14 protein-coding genes are annotated in these 15,166 nt (G+C 62.0%); 3 read left to right on the forward strand and 11 right to left on the reverse strand.

Features of this window, described 5'->3' with window-relative positions; translation table 11 throughout:
• Positions 1-121: 121 nt before the first annotated feature.
• The 7 genes from ACZ889_RS13050 to ACZ889_RS13080 all read right to left on the reverse strand — a co-directional run bounded on the left by ACZ889_RS13050 (position 122) and on the right by ACZ889_RS13080 (position 8,026).
• Positions 122-550 carry a GNAT family N-acetyltransferase gene (locus tag ACZ889_RS13050; RefSeq protein ID WP_003251237.1) on the reverse strand — a complete coding sequence of 143 codons (429 nt, stop codon included), beginning with the start codon at positions 548-550 and terminating at the stop codon, positions 122-124.
• Positions 543-1,709 (reverse strand): ribosomal protein uL16 3-hydroxylase, encoded by a 1,167-nt coding sequence (locus ACZ889_RS13055; RefSeq protein WP_014590368.1) that lies wholly within the window; start codon positions 1,707-1,709, stop codon positions 543-545. The genes ACZ889_RS13050 and ACZ889_RS13055 overlap by 8 nt, the downstream gene beginning before the upstream one ends.
• A gap of 81 nt (positions 1,710-1,790) precedes the next feature.
• Positions 1,791-3,161 (reverse strand): adenylosuccinate lyase, encoded by a 1,371-nt coding sequence (gene purB / locus ACZ889_RS13060; protein ID WP_003251234.1) that lies wholly within the window; start codon positions 3,159-3,161, stop codon positions 1,791-1,793.
• A gap of 215 nt (positions 3,162-3,376) precedes the next feature.
• Entirely contained in the window at positions 3,377-4,003 is a 627-nt protein-coding gene (gene hflD, locus ACZ889_RS13065) for a high frequency lysogenization protein HflD (protein ID WP_003251232.1), read from the reverse strand.
• Entirely contained in the window at positions 4,000-5,124 is a 1,125-nt protein-coding gene (gene mnmA, locus ACZ889_RS13070) for a tRNA 2-thiouridine(34) synthase MnmA (protein WP_010954817.1), read from the reverse strand. The genes hflD and mnmA overlap by 4 nt, the downstream gene beginning before the upstream one ends.
• A 59-nt stretch (positions 5,125-5,183) precedes the next feature.
• Positions 5,184-5,624 carry an NUDIX hydrolase gene (locus ACZ889_RS13075; RefSeq protein ID WP_180688508.1) on the reverse strand — a complete coding sequence of 147 codons (441 nt, stop codon included), beginning with the start codon at positions 5,622-5,624 and terminating at the stop codon, positions 5,184-5,186.
• Positions 5,625-5,800: 176 nt separating this feature from the next.
• Positions 5,801-8,026 carry an NADP-dependent isocitrate dehydrogenase gene (locus ACZ889_RS13080; RefSeq protein WP_003251225.1) on the reverse strand — a complete coding sequence of 742 codons (2,226 nt, stop codon included), beginning with the start codon at positions 8,024-8,026 and terminating at the stop codon, positions 5,801-5,803.
• 414 nt (positions 8,027-8,440) lie between these two features.
• Between ACZ889_RS13080 and icd the strand changes: the two genes are divergently transcribed.
• A complete protein-coding gene (icd, locus tag ACZ889_RS13085) occupies positions 8,441-9,697 on the forward strand; it encodes an NADP-dependent isocitrate dehydrogenase (protein ID WP_047604806.1) in 1,257 nt (418 codons plus the stop codon).
• 71 nt (positions 9,698-9,768) lie between these two features.
• Here icd and cspD read toward each other — a convergent pair whose 3' ends face one another.
• Entirely contained in the window at positions 9,769-10,035 is a 267-nt protein-coding gene (gene cspD / locus ACZ889_RS13090; RefSeq protein ID WP_180688506.1) for a cold shock domain-containing protein CspD, read from the reverse strand.
• A gap of 230 nt (positions 10,036-10,265) precedes the next feature.
• Here cspD and clpS point away from each other — a divergent pair, with 230 nt between their 5' ends.
• Positions 10,266-10,628 carry an ATP-dependent Clp protease adapter ClpS gene (gene clpS / locus ACZ889_RS13095; protein WP_003251220.1) on the forward strand — a complete coding sequence of 121 codons (363 nt, stop codon included), beginning with the start codon at positions 10,266-10,268 and terminating at the stop codon, positions 10,626-10,628.
• Positions 10,629-10,658: 30 nt separating this feature from the next.
• On the forward strand, positions 10,659-12,929 hold the full coding sequence (clpA, locus tag ACZ889_RS13100) for an ATP-dependent Clp protease ATP-binding subunit ClpA (protein ID WP_180688505.1): 2,271 nt from the start codon (positions 10,659-10,661) through the stop codon (positions 12,927-12,929).
• 86 nt (positions 12,930-13,015) lie between these two features.
• Here clpA and infA read toward each other — a convergent pair whose 3' ends face one another.
• The 3 genes from infA to aat all read right to left on the reverse strand — a co-directional run bounded on the left by infA (position 13,016) and on the right by aat (position 14,780).
• Positions 13,016-13,234 (reverse strand): translation initiation factor IF-1, encoded by a 219-nt coding sequence (gene infA, locus ACZ889_RS13105; protein ID WP_002553999.1) that lies wholly within the window; start codon positions 13,232-13,234, stop codon positions 13,016-13,018.
• 101 nt (positions 13,235-13,335) lie between these two features.
• Entirely contained in the window at positions 13,336-14,043 is a 708-nt protein-coding gene (locus tag ACZ889_RS13110; RefSeq protein ID WP_003251215.1) for an arginyltransferase, read from the reverse strand.
• A gap of 56 nt (positions 14,044-14,099) precedes the next feature.
• On the reverse strand, positions 14,100-14,780 hold the full coding sequence (gene aat / locus ACZ889_RS13115) for a leucyl/phenylalanyl-tRNA--protein transferase (protein WP_476257437.1): 681 nt from the start codon (positions 14,778-14,780) through the stop codon (positions 14,100-14,102).
• Positions 14,781-15,166 lie beyond the last annotated feature (386 nt).

Here is a 15,166-nt window from a genome sequence, read left to right on the forward strand (position 1 = left end):
TTTGTCAGCGGGGATGTATATCGCCTGAGCCGGCCTCTTCGCGGGTAAACCCGCTCCTACAGGGACGCGTGGTGCTTGTAGGAGCGGGTTTACCCGCGAAGCGGCCGGCTCAGGTGATGGATCAGGCGCGCGAGTCGCGCACCATGTCGACATGCGGGATGCCAGCTTCGAGGAATTCCTCGCTGACTACGCGAAAGCCCAGCCGCTCATAGAACGGCGTGGCGTGCACCTGGGCGCTGAGCATCTGCTGTTTCAGGTCGCGGTTCTGCGCTTCGACGATGACCGCATTGACCAACGCATCGCCCACCTTCAGGCCACGCCAGTCCTTGAGCACCGAGATGCGCCCGATGGTACCGTCGGCCAGCAGGCGCGCAGTACCGATCGGATAGTCGCCTTCCAGGGCCAGGAAGTGCAGGGCATCCTGGTCTTCCGAATCGAACTCCAGCTCTGGCGGAATGTGCTGCTCGGCGACGAACACGGCTTCACGGATACGGCGGATGTCGGCGTTGTCTTTGTGCCAATCGGCGAGGCGAACGCTGATCTTATTCATTGGCGAATCCCAGGCTCCCTTGTTTGACCAGCTGCTGTACCAGCATCAGGCCATCCTCATCCTGCAGCCACTCGGCCAGGTTGTCGATGTGCAGGGCGTCGGCCGCACATACCAGCTTCAGCAGCTCTCGCAGTTTGCCGGGCAGTGGGCAACTACGGCCACTGGCGAACAGCAGCAGGTCGTCTTCGAATTCGGACCAGGCCAGGCGTGCGCTGGGGTTGCGGATCAGGATGGCGCCTTGCTCAAGGGCATTGATCAGCTCTTCCTCGCTCAGCTCTTCGCCAACGATCTGCTCGGGGTAGCGCGGCTCGGTCATGAACTGGCCGAACCAGGTCAGCAGCAGGTCCTTGTCGCCCATGTGCTTGTCGAGCAGCGCCTTGAGGCGGTCGAGGGCATCGTGCTGGATTTGGTGCGGGTCGCTGACCGGCTGGGCGTCGGCGTCGCTGTAGCGCTCTTCGTCGGGCAGGAACTGGCCGAGGAAGTCGGTGAAGTGGGTCAGCACTTCGGCTGCGCTCGGTGCGCGGAAGCCGACCGAATAGGTCAGGCAGTCATCCACGGCCACGCCGTAGTGGGCCAGGCGCGGTGGCAGGTAGAGCATGTCGCCGGGCTCCAGGGTCCACTCGCCGCTCTGCTCGAACTCGGCCAGGATACGCAAGTCGGCGTGCTCCAGCAGCGGGCTGTCACTGCTGCACATCTGGCCGATCTTCCAGTTGCGCTGGCCGTGGCCTTGCAGCAGGAACACATCGTAGTTGTCGAAGTGCGGGCCGACGCTGCCACCCGGGGCGGCGAAGCTGATCATCACGTCATCGATACGCCAGCTGGGCAGGAAACGGAAGTTTTCCAGCAGTTCGGCCACTTCCGGAACGAACTGGTCAACGGCCTGTACCAGCAGGGTCCAGTCTTTTTCCGGCAGTTCGGCGAAGGTGTCTTCGTTGAACGGGCCGCGGCGCAGCTCCCACGGATGTGCGCCGTGCTCCAGCACGATACGCGACTCGACTTCGTCTTCCAGGGCCAGGCCGGCGAGCTCGTCGGGGTCGATCGGGCTGATGAAGTCCGGGAAGGCCTGGCGTACCAGCAGCGGCTTCTTCTGCCAGTAGTCGCGCATGAATTCGCGGGCCGAGATGCCGCCGAGCAGCTGCAGTGGAGTATCAGGATTCATGTTCAACCTATTGAAAAAACGTAATTTTCGTACGGGAATAAAAACGCCCGGCCAGGCCGGGCGTTGTACGCGACGCTCAGCTTAGATGCGTTTGGCCTGGGCCGCCGCGTTACCGATGTAGGTAGCGGGGGTCAGCTGCTTGAGCTCGGCCTTGGCTTCGGCTGGCATGTCCAGGCCGTCGATGAAGGTCAGCAGCGCTTCTGGGGTGATGCCCTTGCCACGGGTCAGCTCTTTGAGCTTCTCGTAGGGGTTTTCGATGTTGAAGCGGCGCATCACGGTCTGGATCGGCTCGGCCAGCACTTCCCAGCAGGCGTCCAGGTCGGCGGCGATGCGAGCTTCGTTGACTTCCAGCTTGCCGATGCCTTTCAGGCTGGCCTCGAAGGCGATGACGCTGTGGGCAAAGCCCACGCCCAGGTTGCGCAGCACGGTGGAGTCGGTCAGGTCACGCTGCCAGCGCGAGATCGGCAGCTTGCTGGCCAGGTGCTGGAACAGCGCGTTGGCGATACCCAGGTTGCCTTCGGAGTTTTCGAAGTCGATCGGGTTGACCTTGTGCGGCATGGTCGACGAGCCGATTTCGCCAGCGACGGTCTTCTGCTTGAAGTAACCCAGCGAAATGTAGCCCCACACATCACGGTCGAAGTCGATCAGGATGGTGTTGAAGCGGGCGATGGCGTCGAACAGCTCGGCGATGTAGTCGTGCGGCTCGATCTGGGTGGTGTACGGGTTGAACTGCAGGCCCAGTTCGTCTTCGATGAAGGCGCGGGCGTTCTCTTCCCAGTCGATCTGCGAGTAGGCCGACAGGTGGGCGTTGTAGTTGCCCACGGCGCCGTTGATCTTGCCCAGCAGCGGCACGGCGGCAACCTGGGCGATCTGGCGCTCCAGGCGGTACACGACGTTGGCCAGTTCTTTACCCAGGGTGGTCGGGGAAGCCGGCTGACCATGGGTACGCGACAGCATTGGCACTTCGGCGTGGGCGTGGGCCAGGGCGCGGATGGCGTCGGCGACCTGGCGCATCAGCGGCAACAGCACTTCGTCACGGCCAGCGCGCAGCATCAGGGCGTGGGACAGGTTGTTGATGTCCTCGCTGGTGCAGGCGAAGTGGATGAACTCGCTGACCTTGGCCAGCTCAGGCAGCTTGGCGGCCTGCTCCTTGAGGAGGTATTCAATGGCCTTGACGTCGTGGTTGGTGGTGCGCTCGATTTCCTTGACGCGCTCGGCGTGCTCCAGCTTGAAATCGTTGGCCAGGCTGTCCAGCAGGGCGTTGGCTTCGGCGGAGAACGCCGGCACTTCGCCGATTTGCGGGTGGGCGGCCAGGCGCTGCAGCCAGCGCACTTCGACCAGGGCGCGGAAACGGATCAGGCCGAATTCGCTGAAAATGGGGCGCAAGGCCTGGGTTTTGCCGGCATAACGGCCGTCTACAGGGGAAACCGCAGTGAGCGAAGAAAGCTGCATGGGGTGTTCTCGGACAGTCAGGCTTTTGGAAGGGCGCATATCATACATGAAAATTGCGCCTGGGTCGGGTGGCTGACCAAAGGTCGGCCCAATTTGGATCTGGTGGCAGCCCCTGTGGGAGCAGGCGTGCCCGCGAACACCGGCGTAGCCGGTGCCATACACCGCGTCGCCTGCTTCGCGGGCACGCCCGCTCCCACAAAGGGCAGCCCAGCCCGTCAGGTGGGGCTGCGCATCATGTCGTACAGTTCGTTCAGCAACTTGCGCCGGCTAAACACCAGCTGCCAGCGGTGCCCGCCCAGCTGCCGCCACAGTCGCGCGGCGCGGATGCCGGCCAGCAGCAAGGCGCGGATCTTCGAGGCGTTGTTGGGCTGCTGCAGGAAGCGCATGTCGCCGTGCACCTGAATGCGCTGGCGCAAGGTGCTCAGGGTGTCTTGATACAAGGCTCCACTGGAAGCGATGACGTTTTCGTGAACCAGGCCGAAATGCTCGGCCTGCGACTGGATTTGCGGCAGGCGGTTGCCGATGGTGTCCAGCAGGTCGCCACGCTTGTTCAGCTGGCGCTCCAGGCCCAGCATCGACAGGGCGTAGCGCAGCGGCTCGCGTTGCAGGCTGTTGGGGTCACGCTCGAGGGCGCCGATCAGCGCTCGGTAGCCGTCGCGCAGGTTCAGGTCATCACCGCCGAACACCTCCAGGGTATCCTTGGGGTCGCGCACCAGCAGGCTGCCCAGCATGCAGCCGATATTGGCTTCACTGGCCTGGCCGGTGCGGGCGATGCGGTCGACAAGCACGGCGGCCTGGAACACACCACCCAACGCGATCAGCTGCTCCTGCAGGTTGCTCATGCGCGCGGGCTCCACGGCTCGGCAGCCTCGATCACGCCGCCGCCCAGGCACACTTCGCCGTCATAGAACACCACCGACTGGCCCGGCGTCACGGCGCGCTGAGGCTCGTCGAACACGGCGCGGTAGCCGCTGGCGGTGCGTTCCAGGGTGCATCGCTGGTCGCTCTGGCGGTAGCGCACCTTGGCAGTCAACTGCCGTGGGCTGCCGAGGTCGACCGGGTTGACCCAGAAAATTTCCGAGGCCAGCAGGGCGCGGGAGAACAGCCAAGGGTGCTCGTTGCCCTGGCCGACCACCAGCACGTTGCGGGCCAGGTCCTTGTGCAGCACGTACCACGGCTCGTCACTGGCATCCTTCAGGCCGCCAATGCCCAGGCCCTGGCGCTGGCCGATGGTGTGGTACATCAGGCCATGGTGGCGGCCGATCACTTCACCTTCGGTGGTTTCAATGTCGCCTGGCTGGGCCGGCAGGTACTGCTTGAGGAAGTCGCTGAAGCGGCGCTCGCCAATGAAGCAGATGCCGGTGGAATCTTTCTTCTTGGCGGTGGCCAGGCCGTGCTTTTCGGCGATGGCGCGTACTTCGGGCTTTTCCAGTTCGCCGACCGGGAACAGCGTGCGGGCGATTTCCTGGCCGCCGACGGCGTGCAGGAAGTAGCTCTGGTCCTTGTTCGGGTCCAGGCCCTTGAGCAGTTCGGTGAGCGCGCCAGTATCGCGGCGGCGCACATAGTGGCCGGTGGCGATCAGGTCGGCACCCAGCGACAGGGCGTAGTCGAGGAACGCCTTGAACTTGATTTCGCGGTTGCAGAGGATGTCGGGGTTGGGGGTGCGGCCAGCCTTGTATTCTTCAAGGAAGTGCTCGAACACGTTGTCCCAGTATTCGGCGGCGAAGTTGGCGGTGTGCAGCTTGATGCCGATACGGTCGCACACGGCCTGGGCGTCGGCCAGGTCTTCACGGGCGGTGCAGTATTCGGTGCCGTCGTCCTCTTCCCAGTTCTTCATGAACAGCCCTTCCACCTGGTAGCCCTGCTCGATGAGCAGAAGGGCTGAGACGGAAGAGTCCACGCCGCCGGACATGCCGACGATGACGCGGGTCTTGGCGGGGTCTTTAAGTGCTGGGCTGGTCATGGGTACCGGTGTGTATCAAGGGGGAAAAACGCCGATTCTATCAAACCCGTGGCGCCGCGTCAGTCGCGTAGCAGGTCGAGGCTGTGCAGCGGGCCTTTGAGGTAGTCATCCAGGCAGCGCGGCACCAGCTCGCTGCGCCAGCGAGTGGGGTCGGCCAGCAGTTCGTCGCGGGTCAGCCACACGGCGCGGACGATGTCGCTGTCCAGTGCCAGGTCGGCGTGATGGTGCACGGGGCGGGCGGCGAAGCAGATGCGCTGGTAGGTCACGCCGTTGCTGGGGGCGGTGTACAGGTAGATGCCGACCACGCCGGTCAGCTCGACTTCCCAGGCGGTTTCCTCCAGGGTTTCGCGCAGGGCGGCCTGGGGCAGGGTCTCGTTGGGCTCGAGGTGGCCGGCCGGCTGGTTGAAGACGTGCTGGTTGGCTTTGAATTCCTCGACGAAGAGGAACTTGCCTTCGTGCTCGACGATGGTCGCTACGGTGATGTGGGGTTGCCAGGTCATGAGCATCTCCTCAACGGTCTGCAGGGCCCTGTAGAAGCGGGTTAACCCGCGAATAGGTCAGTGGTTTCACCACCGTATTCGCGGGTAAACCCGCTCCTACAGGGACCGCGCTTGTTTTCCAGAAAGCACAAACCCCGGTGCGTGGCCGGGGTTTGTGCTGTTACTTCAAGCGAACCTTACAGGGCAGCGATGGCGCTGTTCAGGGTCTGGCTTGGGCGCATCACCTTGGCGGTCAGCTCGGCATCCGGGGCGTAGTAGCCGCCGATGTCGGCTGGCTTGCCCTGAACGGCGTTGAGCTCGGCGACGATGGTCGCTTCGTTCTCGGCCAGGGTTTTTGCCAGTGGTGCGAAGCGTGCCTGCAGGGCAGCGTCGTCCGTCTGAGCGGCCAGGGCCTCGGCCCAGTACAGGGTCAGGTAGAAGTGGCTGCCGCGGTTGTCGATACCGCCGACTTTGCGCGACGGCGACTTGTTGGTGTCGAGGAACTTGCCGGTAGCTTGGTCCAGGGTGTTGGCCAGAACCTTGGCGCGCGGGTTGTCGTAGGTGTTGCCCAGGTGCTCCAGGGAAGCGGCCAGGGCCAGGAATTCACCCAGCGAGTCCCAACGCAGGAAGTTCTCTTCAACCAGCTGCTGCACGTGCTTCGGAGCCGAACCGCCGGCGCCGGTTTCGAACAGGCCACCGCCGCTCATCAGCGGTACGATCGACAGCATCTTGGCGCTGGTGCCCAGCTCCATGATCGGGAACAGGTCGGTCAGGTAGTCACGCAGCACGTTGCCGGTCACCGAGATGGTGTCCTTGCCTTCGCGGATGCGGGCCAGGGAGAACTTGATGGCGTCGACCGGTGCCAGGATGCGGATGTCCAGGCCGGTGGTGTCGTGATCTTTCAGGTACTTCTGCACCTTCTCGATCATGACGCCGTCGTGGGCGCGAGCCGGGTCCAGCCAGAACACCGCCGGGGTGTTGCTCAGGCGGGCACGGTTGACGGCCAGCTTGACCCAGTCCTGGATCGGCGCGTCTTTGGTCTGGCACATACGGAAGATGTCACCGGCTTCGACGTTCTGCTCCAGCACCACGTTGCCCTTGCCATCGACTACACGAACCACGCCGTCAGCCTTGACCTGGAAGGTCTTGTCGTGGGAGCCATACTCTTCGGCCTTTTGCGCCATCAGGCCAACGTTCGGCACGCTGCCCATGGTGGTCGGGTCGAAGGCACCGTTGACCTTGCAGTCTTCGATGGTGGCCTGGTAGATGCCGGCGTAGCAGCGGTCCGGGATCACGGCCTTGGCGTCTTGCAGTTCGCCTGCGGTGTTCCACATCTTGCCCGAGTCACGGATCATGGCCGGCATCGAGGCGTCGACGATCACGTCGCTCGGCACGTGCAGGTTGGTGATGCCTTTGTCGGAGTTGACCATGGCCAGGGCCGGGCGCTCGGCGTACAGGGCCTGGATGTCGGCTTCGATCTCGGCCTGCTTGTCAGCTGGCAGGTCCTTGATGCGGGCGTACAGGTCGCCGATACCGTTGTTGGCGTTGAAGCCTACTTCGGCCAGGGCAGCGGCGTGCTTGGTCAGCACGTCGTTGTAGAACTCTTCGACGATGACGCCGAACATGATCGGGTCGGAGACCTTCATCATGGTGGCTTTCAGGTGCACCGACAGCAGCACGCCGGCGGCCTTGGCGTCGGCGATCTGCTCGGCGATGAAGGCTTTCAGGGCCTTGCGGCTCAGGGTGGCGCAGTCGATGACTTCGGCGGCTTTGACGGCGGTCTTTTCTTTCAGCACGGTGGTGCTGCCGTCTTTGGCGACCAGCTCGATGCGCAGGCTGTCGTCAGCTTCGATCAGCGCGGCCTTTTCGCTGCCGTAGAAGTCGCCTTGAGTCATGTGGGCAACGTGCGACTTGGAGTCGGCGGCCCAGGCACCCATCTTGTGTGGGTGCTTGCGGGCGTAGTTCTTGACCGACAGCGGCGCGCGGCGGTCGGAGTTGCCTTCGCGCAGCACCGGGTTCACGGCGGAACCCTTGATGCGGTCGTAGCGGGCACGGGATTCTTTTTCTTCCGCGGTGGCCGGCTCGTCGGCGTAGTCAGGGATGTTGAAGCCCTTGCCTTGCAGTTCCTTGATCGCGGCTTTGAGCTGCGGTACCGAGGCGCTGATGTTCGGCAGCTTGATGATGTTGGCTTCAGGGGTGGTAGCCAGCTGGCCCAGTTCCGCCAGGTGATCGCCTACTTGCTTCTCTGCGCCCAGTTGCTCCGGGAAGGCGGCAAGGATACGGCCAGCCAGGGAGATGTCGCGAGTTTCGACAGCGATGTCAGCCGAAGCGGTGAACGCTTCGATGATCGGCAGCAGCGAGTAAGTGGCGAGGGCGGGGGCTTCGTCGGTGAAGGTATAGATGATCTTGGAACGGGTGGGCATGCGGGTTAACTCTCTGTGTGCTGAGCGTGCTCGAGTCTCGTGGTGCGCAGGGTAGGCGCATCGCCCTGGCAGCGCCATGAGCGGAAAGTCGAGAGGCTGCGAGCGGTGATGGTGGATGCATCAGTCGAGCGTCAAGTGCTGAGCTGCGGTAACAACCCAGGCTTTATGGCCATTCATGGCCTAGGGCGGTCCGCATTTTCCTGGGATTCGCCCCGATGACCCTTCGGTCGCGGCGGAGTATACCAAACCATTCGGGCTAATCAGCAAGGCCAAGTGATATCGGCCCATTTATAAGACCAAAGACTAAGCGGCAATGCGGCGGGTTGTCGCATGCCTTGCAGGTCGGCAGATGTGGTTTAGGCTCAGTGGATCGCACGATGTCCAAACCACACCCGACAGCGGAGTAGTGCAAGCATGGGATACCAGAAAATCAAGGTTCCGACCGACGGCACCAAAATTACCGTCAATGCAGACCATTCGCTTAACGTGCCTGATCATCCGATCATTCCTTACATTGAAGGCGACGGGATCGGCGTCGATGTCTCGCCGGTGATGATCAAGGTGGTCGATGCCGCCGTGCAGAAGGCCTACGGCGGCAAGCGCAAGATTGCCTGGATGGAGGTGTACGCTGGCGAGAAAGCCACCCAGGTGTATGACCAGGATACCTGGCTGCCACAGGAAACCCTCGATGCCGTGCGGGATTACGTGGTATCGATCAAGGGACCGCTGACCACCCCGGTCGGTGGCGGCATCCGCTCGCTCAACGTAGCCTTGCGCCAGCAACTGGACCTGTATGTGTGCCTGCGGCCGGTGCTGTGGTTCCAGGGTGTGCCGAGCCCGGTGAAAAAGCCGGGCGACGTCGACATGGTGATCTTCCGCGAGAACTCCGAAGACATCTATGCCGGCATCGAGTGGAAGGCCGGGTCGCCCGAGGCGAACAAGGTGATCAAGTTTCTCAAGGAGGAAATGGGGGTCACCAAGATCCGCTTCGACCAGGATTGCGGCATTGGCATCAAACCGGTGTCTAAGGAGGGTACCAAGCGTCTGGTGCGCAAGGCCCTGCAATACGTGGTGGATAACGACCGCGAATCACTGACCCTGGTGCACAAGGGCAACATCATGAAGTTCACCGAGGGTGCCTTCAAGGACTGGGGGTACGAGGTGGCGCGTGACGAGTTCGGCGCTGAACTGCTCGATGGCGGCCCTTGGATGAAGTTCAAGAACCCCAAGACCGGTCGCGAGGTCATCGTCAAGGACGCCATCGCCGACGCCATGCTGCAGCAGATCCTGCTGCGCCCGGCCGAGTACGACGTGATCGCCACCCTCAACCTCAACGGTGACTACCTGTCCGATGCCCTGGCGGCGGAAGTGGGCGGTATCGGCATTGCCCCGGGCGCCAACCTGTCCGACACCGTGGCCATGTTCGAGGCCACTCACGGCACGGCGCCCAAGTATGCCGGGCAGGACAAGGTCAACCCGGGCTCGGTGATCCTCTCGGCCGAGATGATGCTGCGCCACATGGGGTGGACCGAAGCCGCCGACCTGATCATCAAGGGCACCAATGGCGCCATTGCGGCCAAGACCGTGACCTACGATTTCGAGCGGTTGATGGAGGGCGCGAAGCTGGTAAGCAGCTCAGGCTTTGGCGATGAAATGATCAAACACATGTAAGGCAATAGAAAACCGGTCGCCTCCGGTAAAGAGGCGGCCGGTTTTTTCGTCTATCGGCACAGCGCAGGCAGTCAGGCTTTTGCAGTTTCGCTTTGCGGCTCGCCCAGGGTTCTGGCAGCCTCTGCCGCAGCGGCCGCGGCATCTTTGATTTCGATGGCGTGCAAGCCTTTGGGGCCCTGGACGATGTCGAATATCACGGCCTGGCCAGCCTTCAGGGTCTTGTATCCGTCCATTCGGATGGCGGAATAATGGGCGAACAGGTCATCGGATTTACCTTCCTCATTGATGAATCCATAGCCCTTGGCATTGTTGAACCACTTGACTTTACCGCTTGCCATCCCTATGTCCCTCTGCAAAGGACTCCATCACTGGAGTATCATCCACTTCATCCGCATACGAACCTTGCGAAAAATCTGGTTGACTGCGCGGATCTTTATCGACCACGGTGGGTTCTTATTGGTTGTAACACCGTTTTGCCGATAGTCAAGGTCACGCGGCGCCTGCGCTGGCGGTGGCCTGTGCAGTCAACCCGCAACCTTAACCTGACGCTCATGATGAAATTCTTTCCATGCATGCACCTAGTGAGATTCGACTAACATTCAATCAGGATCGCCCGCAATCGAATGAGGACGACGGCTCAGGTCTTGCAGTTCAGGAAGCCAAGCCGATCCTGCAGGCGCCACCGATGTACAAGGTGGTTTTGTTCAACGATGACTACACACCAATGGATTTCGTCGTCGAAGTGCTCGAGACGTTCTTCAGTCTGAACCGCGAGCTGGCGACCAAGATCATGCTGACCGTCCATACCGAGGGGCGGGCAGTGTGCGGATTGTTTACCCGTGACATCGCCGAAACAAAGGCCATGCAGGTCAACCAATACGCCAGGGAAAGCCAGCATCCGCTACTCTGTGAAATCGAGAAGGACGGTTAATCGCCGACCACTTGGGTATGAGGTGAAGCTATGTTAAACCGCGAGCTCGAAGTCACCCTCAATCTTGCCTTCAAGGAGGCCCGTTCGAAGCGTCATGAGTTCATGACCGTCGAGCATCTGCTGCTGGCACTCCTTGACAATGAGGCTGCCGCGACCGTTCTGCGCGCCTGTGGCGCCAATCTCGACAAGCTCAAGCATGACCTGCAAGAGTTCATCGACTCCACCACGCCGTTGATCCCTGTCAACGACGAAGACCGTGAAACCCAGCCGACCCTGGGCTTCCAGCGCGTGCTGCAGCGTGCCGTGTTCCACGTGCAAAGCTCTGGAAAGCGCGAAGTGACCGGCGCCAACGTGCTGGTGGCGATCTTCAGCGAACAGGAAAGCCAGGCCGTGTTCCTGCTCAAGCAGCAGAGCGTGGCCCGTATCGACGTGGTCAACTACATCGCCCATGGCATCTCCAAGGTGCCAGGGCATGGGGCGCAATCTGAAAGCGAGCAGGACATGCAGGACGAAGAGGGCGGCGAAACCTCCTCTTCGAGCAACCCGCTGGACGCCTACGCCAGCAACCTGAACGAGCTGGCCCGTGCCGGCCGTATCGACCCGCTGGTCGGTCGCGAGCAGGAAGTGGAACGCGTGGCGCAAATCCTGGCCCGTCGGCGCAAGAACAACCCGCTGCTGGTGGGTGAGGCTGGCGTGGGCAAGACGGCCATCGCCGAAGGCCTGGCCAAGCGCATCGTCGATGGTCAGGTGCCTGACCTGCTGGCACAGAGCGTGGTGTACTCCCTCGATCTGGGCGCCTTGCTGGCCGGTACCAAATACCGTGGTGACTTCGAGAAGCGCTTCAAGGCGCTGCTCGGTGAGCTGCGCAAGCGTCCGCAGGCCATCCTGTTCATCGACGAAATTCACACCATCATCGGCGCCGGTGCGGCGTCGGGCGGGGTGATGGATGCCTCCAACCTGCTCAAGCCGCTGCTGTCGTCGGGTGAAATCCGCTGCATCGGTTCGACCACGTTCCAGGAGTTTCGCGGCATCTTCGAGAAGGACCGTGCCCTGGCGCGTCGCTTCCAGAAGGTGGATGTCAGCGAGCCATCGGTTGAAGACACCGTGGGCATTCTGCGCGGCCTGAAAGGGCGTTTCGAAAGCCACCACAACATCGAGTACAGCGACGAAGCCCTGCGCGCCGCTGCCGAACTGGCTTCGCGCTACATCAATGATCGGCACATGCCTGACAAGGCCATCGATGTGATCGACGAGGCTGGCGCCTACCAGCGCCTGCAGCCAGAGGCCAGTCGCGTCAAGCGCATTGATGTGCCGCAAGTGGAGGACATCGTCGCCAAGATTGCGCGAATTCCGCCGAAGCACGTCACCAGTTCCGACAAGGAGCTGCTGCGCAACCTTGAGCGCGACCTGAAACTGACCGTGTTTGGCCAGGACCAGGCAATCGACTCGCTGGCCACCGCGATCAAGCTGTCCCGTGCCGGCCTCAAGTCGCCAGACAAGCCGGTGGGTTCGTTCCTGTTCGCCGGCCCTACCGGCGTCGGCAAGACCGAAGCGGCGCGGCAACTGGCCAAGGCGCTGGGTGTGGAGTTGGTGCGTTTCGACATGTCTGAGTACATGGAGCGCCACACCGTGTCGCGTTTGATTGGTGCGCCGCCGGGTTATGTCGGTTTCGACCAGGGTGGCTTGTTGACCGAGGCGATCACCAAACAGCCGCACTGCGTATTGTTGCTCGACGAAATCGAGAAGGCCCACCCGGAAGTCTTCAATCTGCTGCTGCAGGTGATGGACCACGGTACCCTGACCGACAACAACGGGCGCAAGGCCGACTTCCGTAACGTGATCCTGATCATGACCACCAACGCCGGTGCAGAAACCGCGGCGCGGGCGTCGATCGGCTTCACTCATCAGGACCACACGTCCGATGCCATGGAAGTGATCCGCAAGAGCTTCACGCCAGAGTTCCGCAACCGTCTGGATACCATCATCCAGTTTGGCCGCCTGAGCACGGAGACGATCAAAAGCATCGTCGACAAGTTCCTTATCGAATTGCAGGCGCAGCTGGAAGACAAGCGTGTGCTGCTGGAAGTCAGCGATGAGGCACGCGGTTGGCTGGCGGTTTCGGGCTATGACGTGCAGATGGGCGCGCGGCCAATGGCGCGGCTGATCCAGGACAAGATCAAGCGGCCGCTGGCCGAGGAGATCCTGTTTGGCGAGCTGGCCGAGCATGGTGGCGTGGTGCATGTCGACCTGCGCGATGGCGAACTGGTGTTCGACTTCGAAACCACGGCTGAGGTCGCGTGATGTGCAGGGGCTGCCTTGCAGCCCCTTGCAATTCCGTAAGGCACAAAAAAGCCCGGCACCTGGCCGGGCTTTTTCATGGCTTGAGCTTAGCGCGCACGGTAGGTGATGCGGCCCTTGCTCAGGTCGTACGGCGTCAGCTCGACGCGGACCTTGTCGCCAGTGAGAATACGGATGTAGTTCTTGCGCATCTTTCCGGAGATGTGCGCGGTTACGACGTGCCCGTTTTCCAACTCCACGCGGAACATGGTGTTGGGCAGGGTGTCGACGACAGTACCTTCCATTTCGAAGCTGTCTTCTTTCGACATGCAGTTGAGCCCTCGGATCCAGTGTTAGCCCGACGCATATCCGCACCGGGCAAAAAAGTGGCGTGGATTATGCCGGAAAACTGCGTGTCAAGCCAATGCTTTCAGTTGAGGGTGACCCAGCGCTGGTTTATCAGCAGCTCGATAGGTCGGTACTGCGTCTTGTAGTTCATCTTCTTGCAGTTCTTGATCCAGTAGCCCAGGTAAACCGCCTCCAGGTTCTGGCGCAGCGCTTCGGTGATCTGCCAGAGAATGGCGAAACGGCCGAGGCTGCGGCGCTCCTCGTCCGGCTCGTAGAAGGTGTACACCGCTGACAGGCCATTGGGCAGCAGGTCGCACACTGCCACCGCCATCAACCGGCCTTCCAGGCGAAATTCGTAGAACCAGCAGAACGGCAGGTCGCGTACCAGGAAGGTGGAAAACTGATCGCGGCTGGGCGGGTACATGTCGCCATCGGCGTGGCGCGTTTCGATATAGCGCCGGTACAGCTCGAAGTACTCTTCCTTGAACGCCGGGCGCGCTGCGGTTACGGTCAGGTCGGCGTTACGTTTGAGTATGCGACGCTGCTGGCGGTTGGGGATGAAACGCGCCGCCGGGATGCGCGCCGGCACGCAGGCGTTGCAGTTCTGGCAGTGTGGGCGGTACAGGTGGTCGCCACTGCGGCGAAAGCCCATTTCCGACAAATCGGCGTACACGTGCACGTCCATCGGCTGGCTGGGGTCGAGGAACAGCGTGGTCGCCTGCTCCTCCGGCAGGTAGCTGCAGGAGTGGGGCTGAGTGGCATAGAACTTCAACCGCGCCAACTCTGTCATGATCAACCCCTTCGGTGAGACTTTGTTTTAAGTGTAAGCCAGCTACGGGAACTCGCCTAGGCAACCCATGAAGCACTGTTGGGTTGGTCAAGGTGGCGTGCCAGGTAGCTGGCGAACTCGGCACGGCTGATGGCGTGGGCGCCCAGGCTGTGCAGGTGGTTGGTCGGCATCTGGCAGTCGATAAGCACGAAGCCGGCGTCTCGCAGGTGGTTGACCAAGGTCACGAAGCCGACCTTGGAGGCGTTGTCGGCGTGGCTGAACATCGATTCGCCAAAGAACAGCTGGCCCATGGCGAGGCCGTACAGGCCCCCGACCAGTTCGCCGTCCTGGCGAACTTCGACCGAATGAGCGATGCCGCGGCGGTGCAGCTCGCAGTAGGCGTTGCGCATGGTGTCGGTGATCCAGGTGCCGTCAGCGTAGTCGCGAGGCGCGGCGCAGGCGGCGATCACGGCCGGGAAGTCGGTGTCGAAGCTGACCTGGTAGCGGCCTTGGCGCATCAGCTTGGCCAGCGAGCGTGACACATGCAACTGGTCAGGCAACAACACCGTGCGCGGGTCGGGTGACCACCACAGGATCGGTTGGCCGTCCTGGTACCACGGGAAGCAGCCATGGCGATACGCCTGGACCAGGCGCTCGGGGCTCAGGTCGCCGCCGGCGGCCAGTAGGCCGTTGGGGTCGTGCAGCGCCTTTTCCAGGGGCGGGAAGGTCAGCGAGTCGCGGGTCAGCCAGGTGAGCATGGTCTATCGTGCGGTGGGGGAGGGGAGAGGGCAGCATGGCTTGGGTGAAAAGCGGGGTCAATCTCTTTGGGTTCCTCAAAGCCTGCGCGGTAATCTGCACAAGGCTACCCCCTACAGGGAGGTGAGGCCGTTTTGCGGCAATTCAGGGCAATTTCCTACGCATTCATCAAATCGCAGGCACCATCCGCTACATTTGCTGTCACACCTGTGCAAAAACACAGCATAAGCCTTTGTCACAAAAGAAAATGCATGCTCAAATTGCAGCTATATGAATTCGCCCTCGGCCAAATCCCCCATACGGCGTGCCGCCATGGCGGCTGGCGGGCAGTAATGTTAAAAGTAGTGGTTCGTTGGTCGCGCAGCGGCCGATCACTATTGGACGCGCA

Source organism: Pseudomonas sp. TE3895, assembly GCF_056278855.1.

Excerpts from the sequence above, each read along its gene's own strand:
- clpS (WP_003251220.1), top strand. The coding sequence starts at position 10,266 with ATGCATGCACCTAGTGAGATTCGACTAACATTCAATCAGGATCGCCCG.
- ACZ889_RS13110 (WP_003251215.1), bottom strand. The coding sequence starts at position 14,043 with ATGACAGAGTTGGCGCGGTTGAAGTTCTATGCCACTCAGCCCCACTCC.
- mnmA (WP_010954817.1), bottom strand. The coding sequence starts at position 5,124 with ATGACCAGCCCAGCACTTAAAGACCCCGCCAAGACCCGCGTCATCGTC.
- infA (WP_002553999.1), bottom strand. The coding sequence starts at position 13,234 with ATGTCGAAAGAAGACAGCTTCGAAATGGAAGGTACTGTCGTCGACACC.
- ACZ889_RS13055 (WP_014590368.1), bottom strand. The coding sequence starts at position 1,709 with ATGAATCCTGATACTCCACTGCAGCTGCTCGGCGGCATCTCGGCCCGC.
- aat (WP_476257437.1), bottom strand. The coding sequence starts at position 14,780 with ATGCTCACCTGGCTGACCCGCGACTCGCTGACCTTCCCGCCCCTGGAA.
- icd (WP_047604806.1), top strand. The coding sequence starts at position 8,441 with ATGGGATACCAGAAAATCAAGGTTCCGACCGACGGCACCAAAATTACC.
- ACZ889_RS13050 (WP_003251237.1), bottom strand. The coding sequence starts at position 550 with ATGAATAAGATCAGCGTTCGCCTCGCCGATTGGCACAAAGACAACGCC.
- hflD (WP_003251232.1), bottom strand. The coding sequence starts at position 4,003 with ATGAGCAACCTGCAGGAGCAGCTGATCGCGTTGGGTGGTGTGTTCCAG.
- cspD (WP_180688506.1), bottom strand. The coding sequence starts at position 10,035 with ATGGCAAGCGGTAAAGTCAAGTGGTTCAACAATGCCAAGGGCTATGGA.
- clpA (WP_180688505.1), top strand. The coding sequence starts at position 10,659 with ATGTTAAACCGCGAGCTCGAAGTCACCCTCAATCTTGCCTTCAAGGAG.
- purB (WP_003251234.1), bottom strand. The coding sequence starts at position 3,161 with ATGCAGCTTTCTTCGCTCACTGCGGTTTCCCCTGTAGACGGCCGTTAT.
- ACZ889_RS13075 (WP_180688508.1), bottom strand. The coding sequence starts at position 5,624 with ATGACCTGGCAACCCCACATCACCGTAGCGACCATCGTCGAGCACGAA.
- ACZ889_RS13080 (WP_003251225.1), bottom strand. The coding sequence starts at position 8,026 with ATGCCCACCCGTTCCAAGATCATCTATACCTTCACCGACGAAGCCCCC.